General features: G+C 58.5%; 16 protein-coding genes. 12 read left to right on the top strand and 4 right to left on the bottom strand.

The window, feature by feature from the left end:
* The first annotated feature begins 16 nt into the window (after positions 1 to 16).
* From tssM to G5306_RS06325, 10 genes are all read left to right on the top strand, one after another.
* Positions 17 to 3,514 (top strand): type VI secretion system membrane subunit TssM, encoded by a 3,498-nt coding sequence (tssM, locus tag G5306_RS06370; protein ID WP_421312583.1) that lies wholly within the window; start codon positions 17 to 19, stop codon positions 3,512 to 3,514.
* 45 nt (positions 3,515 to 3,559) lie between these two features.
* Positions 3,560 to 4,987, top strand: coding sequence for a VasL domain-containing protein (locus G5306_RS06365; RefSeq protein ID WP_421312582.1), 1,428 nt, complete (start codon positions 3,560 to 3,562; stop codon positions 4,985 to 4,987).
* Between the two features lie 305 nt (positions 4,988 to 5,292).
* A complete protein-coding gene (locus G5306_RS06360; RefSeq protein WP_019444936.1) occupies positions 5,293 to 5,580 on the top strand; it encodes a type VI secretion system PAAR protein in 288 nt (95 codons plus the stop codon).
* A 119-nt stretch (positions 5,581 to 5,699) separates the two neighbouring features.
* Positions 5,700 to 7,739 carry a type VI secretion system tip protein VgrG gene (locus G5306_RS06355; RefSeq protein WP_421312581.1) on the top strand — a complete coding sequence of 680 codons (2,040 nt, stop codon included), beginning with the start codon at positions 5,700 to 5,702 and terminating at the stop codon, positions 7,737 to 7,739.
* Positions 7,739 to 8,578, top strand: a complete 840-nt coding sequence (locus G5306_RS06350) for a DUF4123 domain-containing protein (RefSeq protein ID WP_421254939.1) — start codon at positions 7,739 to 7,741, stop codon at positions 8,576 to 8,578. The genes G5306_RS06355 and G5306_RS06350 overlap by 1 nt, the downstream gene beginning before the upstream one ends.
* Complete coding sequence (locus G5306_RS06345; protein WP_421312580.1) at positions 8,575 to 11,748, top strand: toxin VasX; 3,174 nt, start codon at positions 8,575 to 8,577, stop codon at positions 11,746 to 11,748. Before G5306_RS06350 ends, G5306_RS06345 begins: the two co-directional genes overlap by 4 nt.
* Positions 11,748 to 12,548, top strand: a complete 801-nt coding sequence (locus tag G5306_RS06340) for a hypothetical protein (protein WP_421312579.1) — start codon at positions 11,748 to 11,750, stop codon at positions 12,546 to 12,548. Before G5306_RS06345 ends, G5306_RS06340 begins: the two co-directional genes overlap by 1 nt.
* Before the next feature lie 44 nt (positions 12,549 to 12,592).
* Positions 12,593 to 12,871: a hypothetical protein gene (locus tag G5306_RS06335; protein ID WP_421205333.1), complete on the top strand. Its 279-nt coding sequence runs from the start codon at positions 12,593 to 12,595 to the stop codon at positions 12,869 to 12,871.
* Positions 12,871 to 13,614 carry a hypothetical protein gene (locus G5306_RS06330; protein WP_421221391.1) on the top strand — a complete coding sequence of 248 codons (744 nt, stop codon included), beginning with the start codon at positions 12,871 to 12,873 and terminating at the stop codon, positions 13,612 to 13,614. The genes G5306_RS06335 and G5306_RS06330 overlap by 1 nt, the downstream gene beginning before the upstream one ends.
* 236 nt (positions 13,615 to 13,850) lie before the next feature.
* The gene (locus G5306_RS06325; protein ID WP_421312578.1) at positions 13,851 to 15,218 is read left to right on the top strand and encodes a tetratricopeptide repeat protein; all 1,368 of its coding nucleotides are present in this window, start codon (positions 13,851 to 13,853) and stop codon (positions 15,216 to 15,218) included.
* Positions 15,219 to 15,329: 111 nt separating this feature from the next.
* Here G5306_RS06325 and G5306_RS06320 read toward each other — a convergent pair whose 3' ends face one another.
* From G5306_RS06320 to G5306_RS06310, 3 genes are all read right to left on the bottom strand, one after another.
* The gene (locus G5306_RS06320) at positions 15,330 to 15,854 is read right to left on the bottom strand and encodes a protein disulfide oxidoreductase (protein WP_421312577.1); all 525 of its coding nucleotides are present in this window, start codon (positions 15,852 to 15,854) and stop codon (positions 15,330 to 15,332) included.
* 142 nt (positions 15,855 to 15,996) lie between these two features.
* Positions 15,997 to 18,039, bottom strand: a complete 2,043-nt coding sequence (locus G5306_RS06315; RefSeq protein ID WP_421312576.1) for a protein-disulfide reductase DsbD family protein — start codon at positions 18,037 to 18,039, stop codon at positions 15,997 to 15,999.
* A 50-nt stretch (positions 18,040 to 18,089) separates the two neighbouring features.
* On the bottom strand, positions 18,090 to 18,470 hold the full coding sequence (locus G5306_RS06310; protein WP_421205324.1) for a hypothetical protein: 381 nt from the start codon (positions 18,468 to 18,470) through the stop codon (positions 18,090 to 18,092).
* A gap of 613 nt (positions 18,471 to 19,083) precedes the next feature.
* Between G5306_RS06310 and G5306_RS06305 the strand changes: the two genes are divergently transcribed.
* Entirely contained in the window at positions 19,084 to 22,920 is a 3,837-nt protein-coding gene (locus G5306_RS06305; RefSeq protein ID WP_421312575.1) for an SNF2-related protein, read from the top strand.
* Between the two features lie 154 nt (positions 22,921 to 23,074).
* Here the strand turns inward: G5306_RS06305 and G5306_RS06300 are convergent, their stop codons facing one another.
* Positions 23,075 to 23,968 (bottom strand): DNA replication terminus site-binding protein, encoded by an 894-nt coding sequence (locus tag G5306_RS06300; protein ID WP_216978392.1) that lies wholly within the window; start codon positions 23,966 to 23,968, stop codon positions 23,075 to 23,077.
* Between the two features lie 525 nt (positions 23,969 to 24,493).
* Here G5306_RS06300 and G5306_RS06295 point away from each other — a divergent pair.
* Positions 24,494 to 24,703 (top strand): DUF1127 domain-containing protein, encoded by a 210-nt coding sequence (locus G5306_RS06295; RefSeq protein ID WP_005337823.1) that lies wholly within the window; start codon positions 24,494 to 24,496, stop codon positions 24,701 to 24,703.
* Positions 24,704 to 24,934: the final 231 nt, after the last annotated feature.

The raw sequence follows: 24,934 nt of genomic DNA, 5'->3' as shown, positions 1-24,934 counted from the left end.
AGTTGGATCACATTTTATGTTCAAAACCATTTTTACCTTGTCGAGGCAACAGCTGCCGAAACTGAAACCCTCCTGGCCCCTGCTCGGTGTGGTGCTGTGGGTTGTCGCCCTGCTCCTGGTGTGGTGGCTGGGGCCTCGCATCGAGATCCGTGATGCCAAGCCATTCGAGCCCTTGTGGGGGCGGGTGGTGTTTACCCTGCTCTGGCTCTGGTTGCTGCTGGGGGTACTCTCCTGGCGGGTATGGCGCAAGATGAAGCAGCTCAAGGCCGAGCGCCAGCATGAGGTGCTGCTGGAACAAGATCCGGTCAAAGGGCTCATCGACAAACAGGCGCAGTTCCTCGAACGTTGGTTGCAAGCCTTGAATGAACACCTTGGCAAGGGGGCGCTCTACGCCATGCCCTGGTATCTGGTGCTGGGTCTGCCCGGCAGCGGCAAGAGCAGCCTGATCCACCGTGCCAATCCGGCCAACAAGCTCAATCCCAGACTCGATACCGAACTGCGGGACGTGGCGCAAGGCCAGCTGGTCGATTGCTGGCTGGGGGAGCAAGCCGTGATGCTGGATCCGGCCGGTGCACTGTTGTCACAAGCCGAGCCCGAGCTGGACCCGCAAGCTCGCAAGCATGAGCGGCTCTGGTTGCATCTGCTGAACTGGCTCAACGAGCACCGTCGTCGTCAGCCCCTTAATGGTCTGGTACTGACCGTTGATTTGGCATGGCTGTCTGCGGCCAGCGTGGCCGAGCGCAAGGCGTATGCCCAGCTGATGCGTGCCCGGTTGCAAGAGGTGTCGGCCACCATGAATACCCGGCTGCCGCTCTATGTCACCTTCACCAAACTCGACATGCTGCGCGGCTTTGATGTGGTCTATGAACAGCTGGATAAAGAGGCCCGTGACGCCGTGTTGGGGGTGACCTTCAACCCCAGCAGCAGTCAGGGCAAATCCTGGCAGCAGGATCTGGCGCTGTTCTGGGATCTGTGGGTCGACAATCTCAACCGCAATCTGCCGGAAATGATGCTGGCCCGGCTCGATGCCGCCCAGCGCAACGCCCTCTTCTCGTTTGTTCGTCAATTGGCGGGTCTCAAGGATTATGTGACCAGCCTGCTCGATGAAACCCTGACCATTGAAGAGAGCAAGCCACTGCTGGTGCGCGGCGTCTATATCAGCTCCGTCTATCAGCAAGGTGTCCCGTTCGATGCTTTTGCTCAGGCCGCTTCCCGGCGTTACAGCTTGCCCGAGCCGATCCACTCCGCCCTGCGCGGGGAGTCCAACACCTATTTCGTGCGCAAGCTCTTCTCCTCGATCATTTTCCCCGAGGCCCATCTGGCCGGAGAAAACCGGCTGCATACCCTCTATCGCCGCCGCCGGATGACCATTGGCCTCGGCTGTTTGTCGCTCTTCTCTGCCGCCCTGATCGGTGGCTGGCACTACTTTTATCGGGTAAACGAGGAGGCGGGTCGCAATGTCCTGACCAAGGCGCAGGCCTTTATGGAGACGAATGAGGTGGCCGATGCCCACGCCTTCGGGGTCAGCCAGTTGCCGCGTCTCAACCTTATTCGCGAGGCGACCCTCTCTTTCGGCAACTACCGCGAACGGATGCCGCTGGTGGCAGACCTTGGTCTCTATCAGGGGGATGAGATTGGCCCCTATGTGGAAGGCTCCTATCTGCAACTGCTGGGGCTGCGTTTCCTGCCTGCCCAGATGCAGGGACTGCTGGAGGATCTGAACCGGGCGCCGGCTGGCAGCGAGGAGAAGCTCGCCATTCTGCGGGTGATGCGGATGCTGGATGATGCCTCCGGCCGCAACAAGGAGCTGGTGGAGCAGTACATGGCCAGCCGCTGGCAGAAAGCGTTCCCGGGACAGGGGGCGGTCCAGGAGCAGTTGATGGGACATCTTGACTATGCCCTTGATCATACCGACTGGCACGTTGCTCGCGCCGCCCGGGATCAGGCCGCCATCACGGCATTTGTGCCATTCAAGGAGCCAGTGTATGGCGCCCAGCGTGAACTGGGCAAATTGCCCATGTATCAGCGGGTCTATCAGAATCTGGTGGTGAAGGCGGGTGATGTGTTGCCGCCGGATCTGAATGTCCGTGACGAGGTGGGCCCCACCTTCGACACCGTGTTTGCCCTGCGCAACGAGAGCGCTGGTCAGGTGCCGCGTTTGCTGACCTGGCCCGGGTTCAGTGACTTCTTCCTCAAGCAGGACAAGGCGCTGATCGATCTCACCGCCATGGATGCCTGGGTGCTGGGCCAGCGCAAGCTGAGCCAGTTGAGCGAGGCGGATCGCAAGGAGATCACCCGTCAGGTCAACGATCGCTATGTCACCGATTACGTCAACCAGTGGCAAAAATTGCTGACCAATCTGGATGTGCAGACCCTTGTCAGTCCCGAGCAGGCGCTTGATGTGCTCTCGGCCATCACCGGCAACGACCAGCCATTCCAGCGGGTGCTCGCCGCGTTGGATGACAACACCCGTATTCGCAAGATCTCCGATGCGGAAGGAGATCCGGCGCAGGCGATCACTGCCCGGATCGGTCGCCCCTTTATGGCCACCAATGGCGTCTTGACTGGCCGTGGGGAACAGGGGCCGCTTATTTCGGAAGTGAATCAGAAGCTGATTGAGCTGCAGCACTATATGGAGCTGATCGTCAATGCCACCGAGCCGGGACAGTCAGCCCTCAAGGCGGTGCAACTGCGTTTGACCAACAAGTACGCCGATCCGGTCTTTGCATTGCAGCAATATGCTCGTGGTCTGCCCGAGCCACTCAATCGCTGGGTGGGTCAACTGGCGGATCAGAGTTCGCAACTGGTGATTGATCTGGCTATGTCATCCCTCAATCAGGAGTGGCAGGCAAAGGTGCTGGCACCGTTCAACAGCCAGCTGGCGGATCGCTATCCGTTCAACCCGGGCTCTGCCAAGGATGTGCCGCTCTCCGAGATGGAGCGCTTCTTTGCCCCCGGTGGCACCCTGGACAGCTTCTATCAGGTCAACCTGAAACCCATGGTGGAGGGGGGCTTGATGGAGGGAGAGCTGAGCTCACCCATTCAGGCCGAGCTGATCAAACAGCTGGATCGCGCTGCGCGGATCCGCCAGATCTTCTTCAGCCAGCAGGGCAATCTGGAGGTGCAATTTGCCCTCGAGCCCATCGAACTTACCGCCAACAAGCGGCGTAGTGTGCTCAACCTTGATGGCCAGTTGCTGGAGTATGCCCACGGCCGTCGCAACAAGATCCCGCTGGTGTGGCCAAACACCATGCGCGACGGGGCCGAGAGCAAGATCACCCTGGTACCGGCTGCTCGTGAACGTTCGCCGCGCAGCGAAGGCTTTGTCGGACCCTGGGCCATGTTCCGCCTGATGGGCAAGGGAGAGCTGACCCGGGTCAACGACGCCACCTTTGATGTGCGCTTCCCGGTGGATCAGGGTGCCATGACCTATCGGGTCTATACCGACAGTGCCCAGAACCCCTTCACCGGCGGCCTGTTCAGCCAGTTCAGATTGCCTGAATCCCTCTATTGATCATGCAGGGGGAGCATACGAGCCCCTCTCATCTTGGAAGCCGATATGTCACAGAATCAACAAGGCCAGCAGGCATTGAAGGTGGGGCGAGACCCCAGAATGTTGCCTGAGTACGAGGCGCTGCGCGCCGAGATCAACAAGCTCAGCCACGCCTCCCGCCCCGAGGTGGATTGGGCCCGGATCCATCAGCTCGCCAGTCAAATCTTTGAAAAGCACGGGGTGGATCTGCAGACCGCCATCTACTTCACTCTGGCGCGCTCCCGCATTCAGGGGCTGAGCGGCTTTACCGAAGGGTGCGAGTTTCTCGCCAACCTGATCGTCACCCAGTGGGAGAGTTTCTGGCCACCGGTGCATCAGGAGCGGGCCCGCATCGAGATGCTCGACTGGTTTATTGCCCGCATCAGCGACGTGATCCGCCAGTACCAGATCAGCCACGAGGACAAGCGGTTGATCTACCGCTGCGAGCGGGCACTGCAACTCATCAGCGAGAAGTTGCACAACGCCGGTTTGAGCCGCATCCCCCGGGTCGAGAATCTGGTGCACTTTATCGAGGGCTACACCCATCTGTTTGACGAGACCGAGATTGTCATCGTCTCCGATGAGCCGGGCCTCAAGGATGAGCTGCAGATCCCGCCGATGGTCTTCTTCAAATCCGACATGGAGAGCGACCATGGCGCCTCTGTCGGGGCAACCCCGCACCTGCCTCAGGGCAGTATCCTGGTGGGGCGCGAGAAGGGGCAGATGAAGCCGACCGTGCTCAAGATTGAGCAGCACCGCAAACAGCGGCCGGCCTGGTTCTGGTTTGGCTGTGGCCTGCTCACCTGCGCCTTGCCTATGATGGGATGGCTTGGTTGGCAACATCAGCAGCAGGAGAAGGTCATCGCGGCGCAACGGTTGCAACAACCCGCTGCAGCGTTACCGCAGGCCCTGAGTTATGACGACATTCGCCAAGCGCGCATCGTGTTGGGGGAGCAGACCTTGCAGGGGATGGAGAGCGAGCTTGTATCGCGTTATCAGGCCCAACTGGATCGGCTGGAGCAGACCTCTCCCCTCTACTGGTACCGTTATGGCGAGGGGCTGCGCAATTCGCTGCAGATGCTCTATCCCGACTCGCTGGCGGTCAAGGCGCTGGACAAGCAGTGGCAGACCGCGCTGGCCGGCCAGCAAGGGGATCTCAACCGGGTGCCGACCTATCTGGAGGCGCGCGCCGGGGTCGATGCCCTGATCGATCAGCTGCTGGAGCTGGAGCGTCAGCGCAAGACGGTCACGATTTCCTACCTCAAGTCTCAGCTCTACGAGGTACAGAAGAACCTGATGCAGGAGGTCCCGTTCAGTTTACGTCTGAGCGAACTGGAGGCGCGAAAAGCGTCGCAGGAGCCTATTACGGCTGCCGAGCTGAAAGGGATAGAGAGTGACTTGAAAGCACTCAACATCCGGCTTTACCAACTGCAACAAGGGCTATCCGGTAGCTGATTGCTCTGTTATGCGCAACCAGTTGCGCATACTACAGATGGTTGCACTGCAGATGCAATATTTTGCAGGGGGATTGCCCAGTTTGCGCAATCCCTTGCGAATGGATAACCCTGTCATCTATCGAAAGAGGTTAACCATTTGATTTTATTTGGCTAATTTCGCCAGTGCTAAATGGCATAGCCTGTGCTGTGGCCTGTTCTGTTTATCCGCTGTTTATCAAAATCGCCTGTGCCTGGTGCGTTCCATCGGGCACAGGGGCAGAGGGATGATGTCTGTGCGTCTACCCGCTCATATGGAGAATGACTATGTGCCCCGCTATCGCACTGCTCGGTGACATCGGCACCGACCACGATGGCTTCCCACCGACCCCGGTGATAGCTGCCAGTCCCGACGTGTTCCTAGATGGCAAGCCTGTGGCTCGTCAAGGTGATCCACTGGCGCCCCATGACAAGCCCAACAACCCGCCGCACCCACGGGCCATTGCCGGTGGTGTTGGCTCTGTGCTGGTGAATGGCAAACCCATCGCCGTCACCGGCACGGCAGTGGATTGTGGTGGCGTGGTGATTGGTTCGGGCAGCGGACAGGCCGGTTAGAGAGAATGGCCACAGTTTGGCTCGGTTATGAGGTAAGGCCGTCAATGATGGCTTTATCTCATCATCGAACCACCAAGTAGCGCGCCGCGGGCGTGCGGTAGCTATGGAGAAGGCACAAGATGGCCAATAGCACAGGATTACAATTCACCGCCAAGGTGGGGGCGTTGCCAGAAACCACCTTCGTTGTCGCTGCCTTTGATTTGTATGAGAGGCTCAGCGGACCGTTTGTTCTGACGCTGGAGCTGGCAAGCAGTCAACCTGATATCGACTTTGGTGCCGTGCTGGACCAGCCGTGCGAGCTGCTGGTGTGGTACAACGGCGAGTTGCAGCGTCGGGTCTGCGGGGTAGTGAGCGAGTTTGCCCAAGGGGACAGCGGCTTTCGCCGTACCCGCTATCAGTTGCAAGTCAAACCGGCCATGTGGCGGTTGGGATTGCGCCAAAACTCCCGCATCTTTCAGGCACAGAAGCCCGAGGAAATTCTTTCCATTCTGCTGCAAGAACACGGTATCACCGACTACGCCTTTGCCCTGAAAAATGAACATGCCCAGCGGGAATACTGCGTTCAGTATCGCGAAACTGACCTCGACTTCCTCAATCGCCTTGCCGCAGAAGAGGGGCTCTTCTACTTCCACGAGTTTGAAGCAGGCAAACATCGCATCGTCTTTGCTGACGATGCCGCAGCCCTGACTGCTGGCCCCGAGCTCTTTTTCAACCTTGGCAACCGCTCGCTGGAACAAGGTCCTTACGTGCGCCAGTTCCACTACCGTGAGGCGGTACGGCCAAGCGATGTAGAGCTCAAGGACTACAGCTTCAAGACGCCGGCTTATGGCCTCTCCCACAAAAAGCAGGGCGCAGAGCTCGAGCATCAGCGCGATACCTATCAGCATTTTGACTACCCGGGTCGCTACAAGCAGGACGGCAGCGGCAAGGCCTTTGCCCAGCACCGGCTCGATGCCCTACGCAACGATGCAGTGGCGGGCAGCGGCAAATCGAATAGCGCAGCCCTTATGCCGGGGCTGTTCTTCTCACTGACCGAGCACCCCAACGATAGCCTCAATACCGACTGGCAAGTCGTCCATATCCGCCACACCGGCGAACAGCCGCAAGCGCTGGAGGAGGAGGGCGGCAGTGGCCCGACCGTTTATCACAACGAATTTGGCGTGGTGAAGGCGAGCACTACCTGGCGGGCGCGTATCGGCAGCCCAGAGGCGCCAAACAAGCCCATGGTGGATGGCCCGCAAATTGCCATGGTGGTTGGTCCCGAAGGGGAAGAGATTTACTGCGACGAGCACGGCCGGGTAAAACTGCAATTCCCGTGGGACCGCTACGGCAATTCCAACGACCAGAGCTCCTGCTGGGTACGGGTGAGTCAGGGCTGGGCTGGCGGTCAGTACGGCATGATGGCCATCCCGCGTATCGGCCACGAGGTCATCGTCTCGTTTCTGGAAGGGGACCCCGACCAGCCTATCGTGACCGGCCGCACCTACCACGCCACCAACCGGCCACCTTACGAGTTGCCACTCAACAAGACCCGCACTGTGCTGCGTACCGAAACCCACAAGGGTAAGGGCTTCAACGAGCTGCGCTTTGAAGACCAGGCGGGACAGGAAGAGATCTATCTCCACGGTCAGAAAGATCTGAACGTGCTCATCCAGAACGATGTCGTTTGGCATATCAAACACGACGAGCATCGGGATATCGACAACGAGCGGGTCACTCGCATCAAGGCCAACGACCACCTGACAGTCGAAGGCGAGAAGCGCGACCAGATCAAGGCGGACTACTCGCTGACGGTGGATGCCTCCATGCATCAGAAGCTGGGGCAATCGCTGCTGATTGATGCCGGCCAGGAGGTACACCACAAGGCAGGCATGAAGATCGTGTTGGAGGCCGGTGTCGAGCTGACCCTTAAAGTGGGTGGCAGCTTCGTCAAGGTCGATGCTGATGGCGTGACGATAAGTGGTGGCTCCATCAAGATGAACTCTGGCGGTAGTCCCGGTTCTGGCTCCGGTTGGGCTGGGCAGATGCCTATCCTGCCTGATGATGTCGAGGCGGTGCCCCCGCTGCCCCCGGTCGACACGGTTCGCCAGATTGCGACTCTGAAATCGGCCGAGCCGGTCTGCGAGATATGTGAACAGCTGGCCAAGGAGGGCAACTAATGGTATTGCCAGCGCTCACCTTGGCAGAAGGTGAACGTCTTTATCTGTTGCTCGATGGCGGGCAGATCCCTGAGCTCGAACGCCAACTATTTGAGGTCAGCGACTGCCCGGCTTACCAGCCGCTCTATCTCTACGCCCCCTGGGATAGCCTGCGGGAGGTCTCTCCCTGTCTGGTGGAGGCCAGCGAGCCCTTGCTCGGCTGGTTCAAGAGCCTGTCAGCCAATACCGGATGGTTGCTCGCCTCCGCTTTGCCTCTCTTGCCGCTGGCGGATCAGTTGCGCCAGCTTATCGAGGTCGAAAGCCCTTACGGCAGCCGCATCTTGCTCAAACTGGCCGCCCCGGAAACCATGGCATGTCTGATGGTGGATGCAGACCCCTGGCTGTGGCGGAAAATTGCACAAGTCTGGCTGCCAACCCGCACCGGTTGGCGCCATTGGCAGGTCAAAGAGACGCTTGCCGAGCCGATGGGCGACACATGCAGACTCACCGATGTGCAATGGGCCCGCTTGGGCGAAGTGAGTTGGCAAAACCAGTTGGATGCGACTTATCGCCATATGCAGGTGTGGTTTTCTGAGAGGCTGGCGCAGCAGTCCGACCCAAAGGCATGGATTGCCCACTGGGCCAAACAGGCTTATCAACTGGGATTTCAGACCGAACGCGACTTGCTGCTGTTTTTCAATGTGCTGGGCTTCCTGGGCGAGTCATGGTGGCAGGGTGATGCCTACCCGATCGTGAGCAGGTTGTTGACTACCCCCTCGGCACAGACCCCGTCACAGCGTGTTGAACAGGCAGCCAACTGGGCAGAGCAACACGCCATTGCACAGGAAATAACGTCATGAGCACCCCGAACCAAGCAGCTGGAGCTGCCGGCAACAAGGATTGCAAGAGCCCGGTTGGCACCTGCCCCTTTAAAAATAAAGAGATTGCCCTGGTACCGGTGCGCTATGCCCTTGATGAGCCTTTCGCACCTCCTCAGAAGCAGCAGCATCCATTGCCCGCCGGAGCGGGTTTTGTTTCACCGCTCAAGTTCAAGGAGAGTTGTTATGCCCTGCGCCAGCTGCGCGATGGCTGGCTCTATGTCTATGACGAAAAAGCCAAGGTGTTGGATGAATATGAAGTGAAAGATGCCATGTTCATCAGTCAGAGCAAGGGGAGCAAGGGCCATCTGCTCTACCCGGCGACTCATTCGTTGTCCCTCATTTACTCTCCCCAGCGTTGGACCGGGCGTATCAAGAAAGAGATGGAGAAGAACAACGGCTTGCGCAGTGCCTGGATGCGGCAGGTCAAGCTGGGCAGTTTTGCAAGCACCATGAAGGCCGCACATTGTGGTTTGCCTGATGCTCTAGATAAGGTTGCGGATCTCGGTATGCCAAATAACGGCTTTGTGCTCTCTTGCACTCCACTGGCCAAGCCAGCCGAAGAGGATAAGCAAGGTATCAAACTGTTGGTACACAAGCCCGCGGCTTCACCAGCCGCCTACAAGGCGGGAATGCCGGATCCCCAAAGCGCTATGGTAGTGGCTCTGGAGGATCCGTTGGCCGATCTGGCAGACCTTTCCATGAAGGTCAATCAACTGCTGGCCAAGCGCGAAGCTTTGATGGGCAAGGATGAGAAACTGCGCAAGGCAAACACGCACAAGTTGATGATGGCCGAGGTGACGCGTAATCTGGCCCGAGTGCGCCTCGATGAGAAAGAGTTGCCCGCCTCCGTCAGGGGCAATGTGGCCAAGGTTCATGCCTTTGAAGAGGCGCTGGATGATTATCTTGGGAATCGCTATCTAGCCGATATGGAGAACATGACGGCAGAGCCGGGTGTAATAAGGCTGGATTCTCCTCTGGAAAAACAGGCCGAGGCCAAGTTGAAGGTCCTGCGGGAACAATATGGTTTCAATCCATCCCACAAGCAGGTAAGTCAGTGGAAAGAGCGCGCAGCGTTCCAGGACGAGGTCAATTGGAGTGGCCTCAATGCCTTTATCAAGCAGTATCAGGGGCCTCTCAATGAACTGGATCTGGCTGTGGGCCGTGCCCATGAGGACTTGCGCAATGGCCTGACCCGCCTCAAAGCCGATCCGCTGCCCTTGGGGCTCGACAACTGCACGGCCGAAGGGCAAGCCTACCTGCAAACCCTGTTCGCCGAGGCAGGGCAGGCCCTCTCTCTCAGTTGCAGCACAGAGGACAACAAAAAAGCGCTGGAAAAACTGCTCGGCGAGAAGGTCAATGACAACTTGCTGGCGCTGGCCCCCTATGGTTTTGATGCGGCGCTGCACAAAGGGCTGAGTGAACAGACGGTCGACAATGTCTGGCTCAGCACCTCCTCTGGCGATATGACGGCCCTTTTCGGTAGAACGGCCGACCTGGAGGCGCTACTGGGTGACGACGGGCTCAAGCAAAAACCCTGGTTTCAGACTGTCGAGGCCGTGATTGACGCCATGAAAGCGGCAGCAACGTCATTGGCCAAGGGCGCTCACGCCCAGATCATGGCGGCCATCTTGCCCCACGCCTGGAAGAACAACCTGGCAGGTAATCTGAGGCTGGTGCTGCTGGAATCACTGCTCGGTGACCAGCCGCTGCAGGTCAACAGCGGCTATCGCATGCTCTCCAACAGCTTCCAGCAGAAGGTCTGGCTCATTGCCAAACAGATGGTGGCCATCAGCTCGCCACCACCGGGACACAACACCACAGTGCAGGCCATCAACGGCAATCTGCACAGTCTGCAGCAAAAGCTGGATGCCTTGATCGCCCGTGAGATGCCCATGCTGGTCAAACTCAAGGGTGAACTCTACCAGCAGCAGGCCAGACAATATATCGGCGACTATCTGGCAAGTGTGCGCAGTGGCGTAAATCAGCGCATCAGCGCCATGAACGAGAGAGTCCCCAATCTGACGACCTTTGGCGGCTTGGTGGCCCTGCTTAACCTCTGGAATCTGACGGTGGTCATGGCGGCTACGGCGCAAAATGCCCAGTCGGTTGGCCGGTTGCGCGCCAATATACAGCTGGGCTCGGCCTTCGCCTGGACCGGCAATGCCATCGCCGCGCTCTATCAGGGGGTGGTTTGGGAGCAGTTGAAGCCATTGTCAAGAAATGGCGAGCCATTACTTAGGATGTCCTTGAAAGAAGCTGGTGTCGGTGAGCATGCCGCGCTGGTGAAAACCTTCTCGCTGCGTATGCTGGCCTTCTCTGGCCTGGGCATGGCGGCGGCCGGGGCTGAGTTTTGGGATACTTTGCAGGCTAGTAAGGACCCCTTGATAAGCGGCATAGAGAAGACGCTCTTGCAGATGAAAGTGGGCGTATTGGGCGGACAATTCTTAATTTTTTTGGCACAGTTTGCGCAATTAGGCATCAATGGCTTGCTGGGCTATTCATCCATCGCAGCCATCTGTGCAAGCTGGATGGGCATTGGCTTCTTTGTGCTGGGAGCCGCCTATGTGGTCGTGACTGTACTGCTCAATATCTTTAAAACTTCGGATCTGGAAAAGTGGTTATTGCAATCCACTTGGGGCAATAACCCTGCTGGCTGGTATGCCGAAGAGGAGCTGGCCCGCTTCGAGCTGCTAGTCAATAAACCGGGGGCCAGCCTGAGTGTGGTACGCACGCCCCCCCAGGGGTGGATGGACAGCGGCCGCGCCCAATGGCAATTGCAGCTCTCGCTGCCTGCGCATTTGCGCGGGCAGACCATCGGGCTGAAGGTCATTAGCCAACCGCTCGCCAAGGCTGGCCAGATGATACCTGCCCGCACTAAAGAGGATGTGGCACGCTATCAGGTCGCCATGCAGCCCAAAACCCTGGAGACACAGCGCGGACGTTGGGATGAGCTGGTCTATACCTTGCCGCTGGGGGTCGATATCAATAGCGCCATCAAGCTGGAGCTGGGTTATCTCGGGGGCATGGTGCAGCAAGAATTTATCTTCAAGGGCAGCAGTAGCCGTAGCGGCCCAATCACATTGGCGACAAGCTCCGGCGGCTTGGGTACCATGCCCGCGCTGTTGGTTGGCAAGCAAGGGAACAGATAATGGACAACGCAAACGAAGTCATTGAGGTGAGCGAGCAGGAGACCCCTTTTCATCTGCTACCGCAGGAGGAGCAACAGCGCATTCTCGATGCCAATCAAAAAAGGGTGCGTGAAGCGCCAACCCTCCATGAATGGGATATCAGGGTTCCCACGCCATTAGCCTGGATTATCATCATAATAATGTGCCTCTTCTCGACACTATTTCTCGGGGGGGGAGGGCTGTTATTGACCGCGGGTGAGGATTGGAGCGGGGTATATATTATGTTGAGCGTCTCTGCTGTAATGACACCTTATTTTCGCTATTTGGTTATGGCAGATAAGGATTACCACTACCGGTTAACCACTGAAGGTGTCATCGTTACTTATCAGGATGCGATACCCGAAGCAGCCTATACCATAGTCCATGGCTTGGCGTGGTTTGGCGTGGTGGTATGTGTGCTCGCGGTCGCCCTACTGGGGCCATTGGCCCTGGTGGGTGCCGGTGGCATGGCGCTTTTCGCTATATTTTTCACTGGTTTCCAGAAAGAGGTAACGACTCTATATCTTGGTTTCAATAAAAACTGTACTTATGTGTGTAAGGTTGTGAAAAAAAAATCTTTGATTAGATTTGAAACGGTTCCTTTCGAAGATGGTGCATTTTCAGATTTACACTGTGAACATAAGGATTTCATCTTCATCCTTAAGCTGCTTATGTCAGAACTTGATTGTAAAGAGTATAGGGAGTTCAATACCGAATTTTCCCTTCGCAGATCCCCTTTAGGCGTCCTTGATGTCGGCCTTAAAAGAAATTTTGATAAATAATGAGCTGTATTGGCAGGGCGAGATATCGAACGTTTTTCAGGCTAATGTCGAGCCAAAAAAACAGAGATGGTTCATCAAATAAGCAGCCCAAAACCCTGGAGACACAGCGCGGACGTTGGGATGATCTGGTCTATACCCTGCCGCTGGGGGGCGATATCAATACCGCCATCAAGCTGGAGCTGGGTTATCTCGGGGGCATGGTGCAGCAAGAATTTATCTTCAAGGGCAGCAGTAGCAGTAGCGGCCCAATCACATTGGCGACAAGCTCCGGCGGCTTGGGTACCATGCCCGCGTTGATGGTCGGCAAGCAAGGGAACAGATAATGGACAATGCAAACGAAGTCATTGGGGCTAATGAGCAGGAGACCCCTTTTCATCTGCTACCGCAGGAGGAGCAACAGCGCATTATCGATGCCAACCAAAAAAGGGTGCGCGAAGCCCCGACTCTCCATGAATGGGATATCAGGGTTCCTACACCATTCGCTTGGCTAATGATTCTAACAGTTACAACAATTATGACGTTGTTCGCTGTGGGTTGCGTATTGCTTGCTGGTGATGGTGATTGGGGGTTTGCTTATCTAGCATTCTGTGTCGCTATGGCAATGACACCTTATTTTCGCTATTTGGTTATGGCAGATAAGGATTACCACTACCGGGTAACCACTGAAGGTGTCATCGTCACTTATCAGGATGCGATACCCGAAGTGGCCTATACCATAGTCCGTGGCTTGGCGTGGTTTGGTGTGGTGGTATGTGTGCTCGCGGTTGCCCTGCTGGGGCCATTGGCCCTGGTGGGTGCCGGTGGTATGGCGCTTTTGGCAGTATTTTTTACTGACTTTAAAAGTGAAGTGACAGAGCATGAAACCATGTTTAAAAAAGAGTGGCCCTACACGCTTTTTATTTCCAATAGGAAAAAAGCCCTGAGATTTGAATCCACGCCCTTTAAATCAGCACATAGCGATAACATATATTGTAAATCTGAGGATTTTGGATGGGTCGTTGAACTTATTAAATCGCAGATTAGATGCGTCGAAATAAAATATATAAAGGGCCATCCTGTCACGTAAAGTTATTCACTGATAACAAGCACAGAGTCGATATGTAAATTAATCTGGGCTTGTTATTTAGATATTGAATGGCGGAGGACGAGCTGGCTCGCTTCGATCTGCTGGTCAATAAACATTAAGCCATGGGGCAGAGAGGCTGTAATTCAGCTTTTCTGCCCCTTGATTGACCAATAATGGCACTATCTGTAACCGGCCCTGTTTTATTCGCCCCTTTTTCACTCAGCGAAGAATTTCTCATGACCCATCGAGTCCTATGGCTGGCACTGACTGCCAGCATCTTAACCGCCTGCTCTGTCACGGCGCCACGCACTGATGCCGAGTTATCCCAAGCTGCAAAGCAGGGGGATGGCCGCGCCCAATATGAACTGGCCAGACGGCTGGCAATCCAGCCCGATTACCCTAATGCCATGCACTGGATGCAGCAAGCGGCAGAGCAGTCGGGCCCTTTGGCTGCCGATAAACAGATCCGCGCCAATGCTGCTTGGCAAGTGGGTGATTGGTATCAGGCCGGGCTCGGGGAGCCCAAAAACCCGACGTTCGCTACCCAGTGGTGGCAGCGCTCGGCTCGCCTTGGCAACAGCAATGCCAGCTATCAGCTGGGCCTGATGTGCCAGGAGCAGTATCAAGGCAAGCTGGCAAGTGACTGCCTCGACTGGTTCGAGAAAGCCGCCAGACGGGATCATGCCGACGCTCAGTTGGTGTTGGCACGGTGGTACAGCACACAACCGGGGGCAGATAGGGACGCCGTCAAGTGGCTTGAGCGTTCTGCAGAGCTTGGCAACCGTGATGCCCAGTACCTGCTGGGCGAGCGCTATGCGCAAGGTAAAGGGGTCGCCAAACGGCCGGATCTTGCGCAGCGCTGGCACGACAAGGCAGCAGCCCAGCAGCAACCGGACGCTTTGCTAAAGCAAGCCAGACAGGCCGCCCCCATCCATGGGTTCGCTGCCTATCAACGGGCGGCCAATGCCGGTTCTGCTGAAGCCGAGCTCTGGCTTGGCCAGGCTTATCTGGCCGGGGAGCTGGTATCAGCAGACCCTGCTTTGGGCCGTTACTGGCTGGAGCTGGCCGCTGCACACGGTTCCCATGAGGCCGAATATCAATTGAGTTTGCAGCAGGTAGACCGGGAGCAGCAGATCCACTGGTTAATGCGTGCTGCTGACGGTGGTGTGACCAGGGCATGGTTAGATCTGGCAGCACTGCAGCAGGAGCAAGGTGAACTGGAGCAGGCCAGAGCCAGCTATGCCAAGGCCGCCCGGCAAGGGAATAGGGCTGCACTCTATGCCTACGGTGAAATGCTGCGTTTGGGGCAAGGGGGCAAAGAAGATTACGCGTTGGCACTCAAGCAGTATCGGCTGGCGGCCCAACAGGGTGATCGTATGGCACAATACCGGATGGGAACCATGCGTGAAGAGGGACTGGGGGCTCCGCGTAACCGGGTACATGCCTATGCCTGGCTGTCATTGGCGGCAACAGAAGGGATGCCGGAGGCGATGCAGGCTCGTGACGAGCTGGAAGCAGCGATGACCAGGCCGGAAGTCAAACAGGCGCAGAAACTTTCAGAGCACTGGTTTGGCAAGATGCCATCACCGGCGAGGAAAAGCTAAACAGCGTAGCTGCGGGCTCCGGCCTTTTTCTGAATCGAGGTCAGAACGATACGATCGCAGCCCCTCTTCAGCGGGAAGAGGGGCCGCAATAGTGCTCCCAGGCGGGCCGAGTTAGCCGAGGCTGGCCCAGGCCAACCGCAGTTTCAGTCCCGGGCCCGAGCTCCAGCCAGTGGTGGAGCTCACCACTTTACCCTGCTTGATGATGAGGAAGCTGGGGGTGACGCTCACCTGCCAGCGGGCGGCAAGGTCGCCATGCTCATCATTGTGGGTCGGGAAGGTCAGCCCCTTCCTGGCCATCCCCTGCTGCAACCTGGCTTGGTCGCCGGAGCGCAGCGCCACTGTCAGCACGTTTTCGCCGTCTCGCCATAGCTGCTCCACTGTCGGTGTGGTAACACGGCAGACTGCGCACCAGCTGGCCCAGTAATAGATCAGCAGTGGTCTGTCCCGACTCATTGTCTGCAGGTCGGCCAGAGTGCCATCTTGCAGCAGCAGTTGAGGCAGCGGGCTTTCCTCTGGCAGCGCCGGACTGCGCCAGAGGTCCAGCGCTGTCGAGATAATCACCGCCAACAGCAGCAGCCAGAGGGCCTCCTTGCTCCAGCGGCGCAGACTGAGGATCCGGGATGATGTTGCTGTCATGATTGCCCCTTGATGACCAGTGCGTTTTTGACGTTGCCCCCGAGCGCTATATGAGGGAGATCAGCCGATTGCCGATAATTTCCCCCTTGCGCTGCGGGTATGCCCCGCTCTCCCGGCAGGGTCTGTATGAGCAGGATATATCTCATCTTGTTTCTCCTTGAACAGGGGTGTTCGCAGCGTGCTCCAGAGTGGCCAGCAGAGTTGCACGGTCCAGCAGGGGAGAGAGGATCTCGCCACCCGGTAGCCCGGGGCCATAGATTTGGTTGAAAGGAATGGCCACACTGCCGCGTTGGCGCAAGAAGCCAGCGATGCTGTCGGAGGGGCGGCTCCAATCCCCGCGCAGGGCCACCACATCGGGGGCACTCAGGGCTCGTTGCACATCATCGCGCAGCAGCACGTTGAATTTGTTGGCTTTGCAGGTGATGCACCAGTCGGCGGTCACATCGACGAAGACCCGCTTGTGTTGTGCCAGGGCGTCCTGGATGGCCTGCTCCGAGAGTGGCTGCCAGTTGACGTTATCCTGTGGTGGTTTGCCCTCCATGGTGAAGGCGCCGCCGAGCAGCAGGGCGGCGGCCAGCAAGCAGCCCAGCGCCAGCCCCAGGGTTACACCGCGAATACCGTGGCGCCATACGACCGCCAGCAGCAGGGCTGCCAGTATCAGTGCCATCAGGATCATTACCCCGTTATGGCCGATATGGTTGCCAAGCAGGCTGAGCAGCCAGAGGCTGGAGCCCAGCATCATCAGGCCGAGCAGGATGCGCAGGTGCCCCATCCAGCATCCCGGTTTTGGCAACCAGAGCGCGAGACGGGGCAGGGCGGCGATAAGCAGCCATGGCAGGCTCATGCCAATCCCCAGTGCGGTAAAGACAAGCCAGAGTTGACCGGATGGCGCCCCGAGCGCAAAGGCGACTGCGGTGCCAAGGAAAGGGGCGGAGCAGGGGGTTGCCAGCAGAGTGGCAAAGCAGCCCTGTATAAAGTGACCGGTCATGCCGTTGCCACCCGCGGTTGCCAGGCGGGTATTGAAATTGCTCGATAACCTGATCTCGAACAGCCCCAGCAGGTTGGCACAGAACAGCAAGGTCACCACGACCATGAAGCCGATAAACCAGACGCTCTGGAACTGGATACCCCAGCCGACGGCCCCCTGGGTAGCGCGCAGCAGGGTGCTCATCAGGGCCAGCGCCCAAAAGGAGACCAGGATACCTGCGCTTGCCGCCAGGAACTGCAAGCGAACCGGGCGACGCTCACGGGTCTCCAGCTGCAGTACTGATCCCAGCTTGAGGGCCAGCACCGGCAACACACAGGGCATCAGGTTGAGAATAAGCCCACCAAGCAGTGCAGCCCCCAGGATCCAGCGCAGCGAGTGGCCACCAGCGGGTAGTGGCAGGGGATCACCTATGGTGACCTGGCTCTGCCAGGCTTCGTCACCGTTGACCAGTACCACGCCCAGTCGCTGATGACGGATATCCGGTGCATCCCCTTGCCAGCCATCGCTGACCGGAATGCGAGCAATCAGGGTATTGCCCTGCACCTCCAGGCTGGGCTCGCCAAACTCGACCCCCTCCAGCTGCTGGAGGAAAATCTGCGGAGCCCGCCACCCCTCTTGCTGCTTAGCGCTCAGCTGTAGCCGGTTTTGCTGGTAGCCAGCCTGGAGGTTGACGCTCTTGGGCATGGCTTGTGGCAGCTTGCTCATCGCCTGTGCATAGGCAAGATCGAACCCATCCGGTGCCGTACCATCCAGAGCAAGGGCAAAAGGGTAGTCGGTCAGGATGCAGACGTTGCTGCAGGTTGAAAGGCGTAATGTGCCAGTCAGCGCCTTGCGGTTGCCATGACCAAGGCTGATGGGAAAGGTGACGGCCTGCTGATACCCCTGGGTCGACATGCCGCTGACCGCGAATCGCTCTGGCACTGGCCAGTGCCATTGTTGAGTGAGTTTGGGATCATCCCAGAGAATTTCAGGGGCAATTCCCCCTTCCCCCGGGTTTTGCCAATAGGTTTTCCAGCCGGACTCGAGTGCCAGACTGAGCAGCACTCGGGTCTGTGCCGGATCCCGGCTATCTGCTTGCAGCCGGATTTGTGCGTGATCGTTGCGGGGGCTGGTGAGCCAGCCGGTATCGCTGGCCAATCCGATGGATTGCCACAGCAGGCTGCCCAGCAAGAGGGCAGTCTTGAAGATGTTTGACATGGTGTTGTCTCTTGAAAATGAAAGTCAGGGTGGTTTAAGCCGCGACTGACTCATTCTCGCCAGACACAAAGGGTGAGATGAAGCCGCCGTTCTGGCGGGGAGATATTTCTGGGTGGGGGGAGGGGGGGCGAGCAACGGGACAGTGGTGCCAGCAAGGCGATCAGGAATGCGATGGCAAAGAAGAGCTGTTCGGCGCATTGCAGGCTGGCGGCACTGAGCCACTTGCCGTTGAGCTGGCAACTGCCGGGTTGCGGCGTTGCGGCGCGGCCATCCTCATCGACATCGATGGCGGAGGATGGGGCGGTCAGCATATGGCAGCCAGCGGCTATCTCCAACTGAGCCAGCCTGGTCAGCGGCTGGAGTGCACAATTGAGCAGCAGAATGCAGACCAGCAGCAGGAGTCTTGTCGCCACGCGTTGTCGCAATATCATGTTGCTCCTGCCCTCTTGGAATGGGGCACATCCTATCGATCAATGACAGCCCGGGCAAGCCGGTCGGATGGATCCCCGTTTCTTGCAACCGGTGAGTTGCCACGCAGCCCTCGTAACTGGCCGAGTACCGAGCGTGCTGGCCAGATCAGTCTGCCAATGCTCCGGACAAGGGCAATCGCTCCGCTACCAACAGTCAGTGATGTTCCGCGCATGCAGGCAGTCAGTGTAAAGAGAACCCGTCGAGTACTGAATGGACATTGGGATATGGGGATCCATGCCGAGACGAGGAAGGCCGGGTTGGCGATGGTTCATTTGGTGCAAGATCACTCTTTTGGTCGTCAAAAATTGAAAGCGTTTTCAGAAATCCTTTTCAATTGTGATCCGCTTCAAAGCTTTTTAATACGTCAACCTCTAGCATTGGCCCCACGAATTAGGGGCTAGCGCTCCCGATTTTCCCGCTGTGGGAGGTAACCGGATGATCCGGCTATTTCCTTCGTTACTTTCGACGGTCATCACGGATGGCCGTTTTTTTTTGAGTTATTTCACTGTAAAGGGTCGAGTGGCCGACGCTTTCCCGTTAAAATTCCGCTTTTGCATCTGCCCGTGAGTTTTGATGTCTGCCTCCACCCTCTCCCCGGATAGTTATCTGCTGCTCAGTGCCTTGCAACTGCAGCGTGCCGCCAGTACCCGTCTGTTACAAGATACGCTGGGGGCGGGCCATGAGCTCGCCGGCCACCTGACCCGGCTGCACGATGCCGGCCTGATCAGATTGCGTGGGGAGCAGCAGTGGAGCCTGACTGCCGAGGGGACGCTGGCGTTGATCCTGGGGGTGCGGGCCGGTGTGTGCGCTGCCCCTGACTGGAGCCGGGTCTCCTCGGTGACCGGCCAGGATCTGGTTCACGGGCTGGTGCGCGAGCTCTGTCGCGGCAAGGCGGGCGAGATCCCGGCTTTTTTCTCTCCCGGCGATCTGCTCACCCTGCTCGATACCCCCGATGCCCATCAGCTGCTGGCGGGCTCCAGCCCTGCCTGGCAGCAACTGCTGCTGGAGCACTTCTCGCTGCAACTCTTGCTCGATGCCCCCTATGAAGAGCGCTGGCCGCTGGCCAATGCGCTAGTGCGCTGTGCCCCCGAGGTGCAGGCGCAAGGTAAGGCGTTTGAGGCGGAGTGGCGCTGGCTCTGTGGGGATGGCGAGAACACCGATTCCAGCCTGTTGTGGCCTGCCCTGCAGGCAGTTGCCTCGCAGGGGGAGTCTGGCCCGCTGGGTGAGCGGTTGCTCACGGCACTGGGCCAGTGGCAGGCAGAGGGTCATGAGGGGCAGTGGCCGCGTGCCTTTAGTGCCTTGCTCTGGCTTGGCTGGTTGCAGCAGGCCGATCCCGTTATCGCCAGCGAACAGCGCAAGAAGTGGCAGCGCAGTCTGACCGGCCAGTTCCCCCTGCTTGCCGACCTGCTCAGCCAGTGGGCAGGTGATCGCCACGGTCAGGCGGTTGGCCTGTTCGATACCCTGCAACTGCCGGTGGAGGAGCTCCACTGGGGCTATCTCTGGCTCGATCTCTGCGCGCTAGCCCGTCACGGTGCCCAGAGCCCGCAGGTGGCCATGTTGTACAAGTGGGATCTCTCCCACCTGCTCGATGCCGAACCCCATCACCGGCTGATGGCGTTTTGTCAGGATCTGCTGCGCCTGCTGCTGGGAGAGGGGGCCAAAGGGGCGCCACTCTGCCAACTGCGCAACAGCGAGGCCGAAGACGAAGAGTCAGAAGAGGAAGGCGGCGAAGAGAAGGGGGCCGCCTCCGCCAGCTGGCTCAACTGGCTGCAGGGGTTGGGACGCGCCAGCGGCGTACGCAAGCCGCAGGAGCGGCTGGTGTGGCTGCTTCACGCCGATGGCCCCGAGCTGGAGTGCAAAATCCAGAAGCTCAGCACCAAGGGGGAGTGGACGGCGGGCCGCCGGGTCGATCCCACCCTGCTCTCTACCCAGTATGCGGCGCTGCTCGATGAGCACGACTGGGCGGTGGTGCGCACCCTGCCGCGGGTGATGGGACGCTTGCCCCGGGATGTCTGGATGCCGCTGGCCGATCACCCCCGCCTGTTCAACGCCAAGGGGCAGAAACTGCAGCTCGCCATCACGGCGCCGCTGCTGCAGATTATCGCGACCGAAGAGGGGATGAGCGCTCTGCTGATCCCCGCTGCAGCCGCGCGCGGCGCTCACATCATGCCGCTGGCGCAGGATCTGTGGCAGCTCATCCTCACCCCGCAGCCACTGCTCGACCGTTTGCCGGCGCTCGAATCCATTCCGTTGCTGCCCGCCGAGGGGATGAACGAGTTGCAACGCACCCTGGACGGGATCGCCGATCTGCCTTGGCACAGCCAGGTGGAGGGGCTCAACGGCAATGCCGAACTGGCTCCCTGGCCGGGTATTCCTTCGGTGCAACTGGATTGGCAGGATGGCCAGCTTGCGGTGAAGCTGGTGACCCGTTTTGACGAGTTGCCTCCCCAGCCTCTGGGCAAGGGGGAGAGCATTATTCTTCAAGGGATCAAGGGTAACCACTATTGGCAGCGCGATCTCGCCGTCGAGAAGGGGCAGGCCCAGCAGCTGCGCAACCAGCTTCCCATCGATCTGCCCGGCAGCGAGTGGCACCTCGAAGGAGAGCAGGCGTTGGCGCTGGTCAATGCCCTGCCCGAGCTGGTGGATGCCGGTGTGGTCATTCACTGGCATCAGGACAGCGCGCGCCTCAAGAGCCTTGATGAAGCGGCCCTGAGCCTGCGCATCGAGCGGCGGCAGGACTGGTTCCAGGTCGAAGGGGCGCTGGCCCTCGATGAGCACCAGATCCTCGATTTGCGTCTGATCCTGCGCCAGCTGATCCCGGGCCAGCGCACCGTCCAGCTCGACGAAAAGACCAGCCTGATGCTGAGCGACAAGCTTGTGGAGCGGCTCTCCATGCTGGGGGCCATGCTCGACGACGAGCAGCGCATCAACCACAAGCTGGCTTACCCGCTCACCCGTCTGCTCTCGGTCATCACCACCGAGGGAGATGCGGCGTGGCAATCCCTGCAGCAGGAGTGGCAGCAGGAGGTCGAGTGCCCGGACGAGCTGCTTACCTCCCTGCGGGACTATCAGAAAGAGGGGGTGCGCTGGATGGCGACCCTGGCCCATCACGGTTTTGGTGCCTGTCTGGCCGATGACATGGGTCTGGGCAAGACACTGCAGGCGCTGATCGTGCTGCGGATGCGCCAGCATCTTGGCCCGGCGCTGGTGGTGGTACCCAAGTCAGTGGTCACCAACTGGCAGGAGGAGGTGGCCCGTTTCGCCCCCGAGCTGGAGGTGGTGATCTTTGACAATCCCGCCGAGCGCGAGCGCATTATTCGCGATGCCAAAGCGGGGCAGGTGATCCTCATCAATTACGGTATGCTCGGCAGTCTGGCGGAGGCGCTCAAGGGGCGTCGCTGGCCCTCCATGGTGCTCGATGAGGCACAACAGATCAAAAACGCCGGTACCCAGCGCGCCAAGTTGTTGTTCCAGCTGGAAGGGGATTTTCGCCTCGCCCTCTCCGGCACCCCCATCGAGAACCATCTGGGGGAGTTGTGGAGCCTCTTCACCTTTATCAACCCGGGGCTGCTCGGCAGCCTTGGTGAGTTCAAGCGTCGCTTTGGCAAGGCGGTCAAGGATCCCCAGCACATGGCCTTGCTGCGGGCGGTGATCAGCCCCTTTATCCTGCGCCGTCTCAAGCAGCAGGTGCTGACCGAGCTGCCGGACAAGACCGAGATCATCCACCACATCAGCCTCTCCCCCGAAGAGCGTCAGCTCTACGAGGCGACCCGGCGGGAAGTGGTGCAGCAGGTGCAAAGCGCAGATGGTCGCGCCCTGATGCACGTGCTGAGTGGCCTGACCCGGCTGCGCCGTCTCTGCTGCTCACCGGAGCTGGTGATGCCCGAGTGGTCGCAAACCAGCAGCAAGCTTGATGAGGCGATGGCCCTGCTGGAAGAGGCGATCGACGGTGGTCATCGGGTGCTGGTGTTCAGCCAGTTCGTCGACCTGCTGAGTCTGTTGCGGGCCCGCATCGAGCAGAAATCTTGGGATTATTGTTATCTGGATGGCGGCTGTTCGGCCAAGGTGCGGCAGGACTCCATCCTGCGTTTTCGCCACGAGGAGGTGCCGCTGTTCCTCATCAGCCTCAAGGCGGGGGGCACCGGCCTCAACCTCACCCAAGCCGATACCGTGCTGCACCTCGATCCCTGGTGGAACCCGGCGGTGGAAGATCAGGCGAGCGATCGGGCGCACCGGATGGGCCAGACCCAGCCGGTGACCGTGTATCGGCTGGTGTGCGAGCAGACGGTGGAGGAGAAGATCGTCGCCCTGCACGACGAGAAGCGGGCGCTGGCCGATGGCCTGCTGAGCGGCCAGTCCGAGGTGCGCGGGCTAGATGTGGAGAGCTTGCGGGCCCTGCTGATGGGCTGATTGGCGACGCCACCTTTCATACCTCCTATCGATACAGAAAAGGGAGAACATCCAGAGATGTTCTCCCTTTTCTTATTTGGGATACAGATGCGGGATACTCGTTTATCGCGGAAAGGCGGCCCGGTTATCCCAGATCCAGCTATCCCAGATCCAGTCACCCCTGATAGAGATAGAGGTGCAGCCGCTCGATGATGGGCTCGCCGCCAATTTTGCGATCTCGCCGCGCCTGCCGGCTCTTGGGAGGATAGTTGCCCAGATGGGTGACTGCAGGCGGGGTATCGGAGCAGAGCAGCAGAGGCAGGCTCGCCTTGATCTGCTGCTTGCGCGGGGTGCGCTCCAGCCAGAGCAGGTTGATCATCGGGTGAGTCTTGACCGGGCGGCGGATCCGCAGCTCGGCATCGGCGGGCAGACGGCGAATGTCGTACACCTCCTGATCCACCATCTTGCTCCACTCCTCGTTGTTGGAGAGGGCCGGTATGTAGCGGCGGCTGCGCTCCAGCATCTCAAGCACCTGCTCGCGACTGAGGCGATTGATGGTCTGCTTGTCAGCCCAGGTAAAGCCAAGGGATTGCAGCTCCCCCGCCAACAGGGTCAGTTTGCGGTAGACCTGCAGAGTGATCACGCCGGGCAGGGCGGTATGTACCAGCTCGAACTTCTCGTCCCGTCCCCCCGCCTGTTGCACCAGCCCCTTGAAATCGAGCTTGCGCTGATTGATCTCCTCAACCAGAGGCTGGATCAGCGGAGCGGCGGCGGCAGGAAAGCGCAACCAGCCGGGCAGCCGATGAGTTGCCTTGGTGGAGCAGCCGGGGCGGGCGCTGTGGTCCCGATAAGCGGCGAGGGTGGCCGCCAGCGCGGCTTCACCGTTGAGATAGCCCACCTCAATTTGCTCGATCGGGTCGTGTTCTTCCCCCTGTGGCACCGGGGGGAGGGGATAGACATGGGCCTCCTGCAGCTCGAGTTGGCCAAGCAGATCGGCCAGCTGGTTGAGAGAGGCTTCAATGGCGGCCATCTGTTGACGCAGGGCGGCGGTCGGGGTAAAGGTATCCATCGATGATCCTGTGGTCTGACCCGCTGTTGACGACACCAGGTATGACATCGCTGCGGGTAGCAAAACTACTGTATAAATAAACATACCAGCATGCGGTTAGAGTGCCAAGAGGCACTTTGAGGAGGGGGCAATGTGCGCCTCTGAATGGGGATGCGGTGCTGGTTTTATTTATGTTTCATTGTGTTAAATAAGGGTCATCACAAGATCATTAAATTAACAATTTCGTGTAACTCCGCTGTTGCCAGTTGTTCACACCTTGTCCATCCCTGCATATGTAAAGCAGTAAAATGCATATATAGATGGGTGCCATGCAGCACAATATGCTGCGGGCCGTTGATGGTCGAATGGTGATTTAATTATTCTTTATAAATCAAACAATTAAAATTGTATCAGTCAGCTTTTTACTATTAGTTTTCCTAATGTAACGTATCAAAATTCGTCAATTGAGTCGGCCCTGCTCCCTGACTAAGCTTTGCGCATCAAATAAAGCCCTGTGCGTAAACAAATATTCAGAGGAGCCACATCATGGCCAACATGACTTATACCGAAACCGGTTACCAGCATTCCAGCCAATTGAATCTGGTTGCTCGCGTTAAAATGACCGTTCTGACCTGGCTGGAGCGCAGCCGCAGCCGTCGCCAGCTCTCCGAGCTGCCCGAGTACCTGCTCAAAGACATCGGCCTGAACGAAGCTGACCGTTATCAAGAAACCACCAAGCCGTTCTGGCGTGGTTAATCAACCGGGCATGGACGCCTTGTTTTTCTGCTGAGTCGTTTGCTGTTCTGCCCCGTGGCGCCCAGCCGCCAGGTCTGTTGTCTGTTTTATCTCCCCCCGCTTTACGTTGATCCTTTTTCCTCTCCTCTTTATTCCACATCGCTACTGTCATTGCTGTCATCGTTAGATTGTTATCACACTTGTATCGTTAATGTTTGAATTTGTTTAAAAAACGATTTTAAGCCGCGATGC

The organism is Aeromonas sp. 603404 (assembly GCF_049171775.1).
Classification (GTDB): domain Bacteria; phylum Pseudomonadota; class Gammaproteobacteria; order Enterobacterales; family Aeromonadaceae; genus Aeromonas; species Aeromonas veronii_A.
Note: the sequence above shows the minus strand (reverse complement) of the source record. Positions and strands in the feature narration are given on the sequence as shown.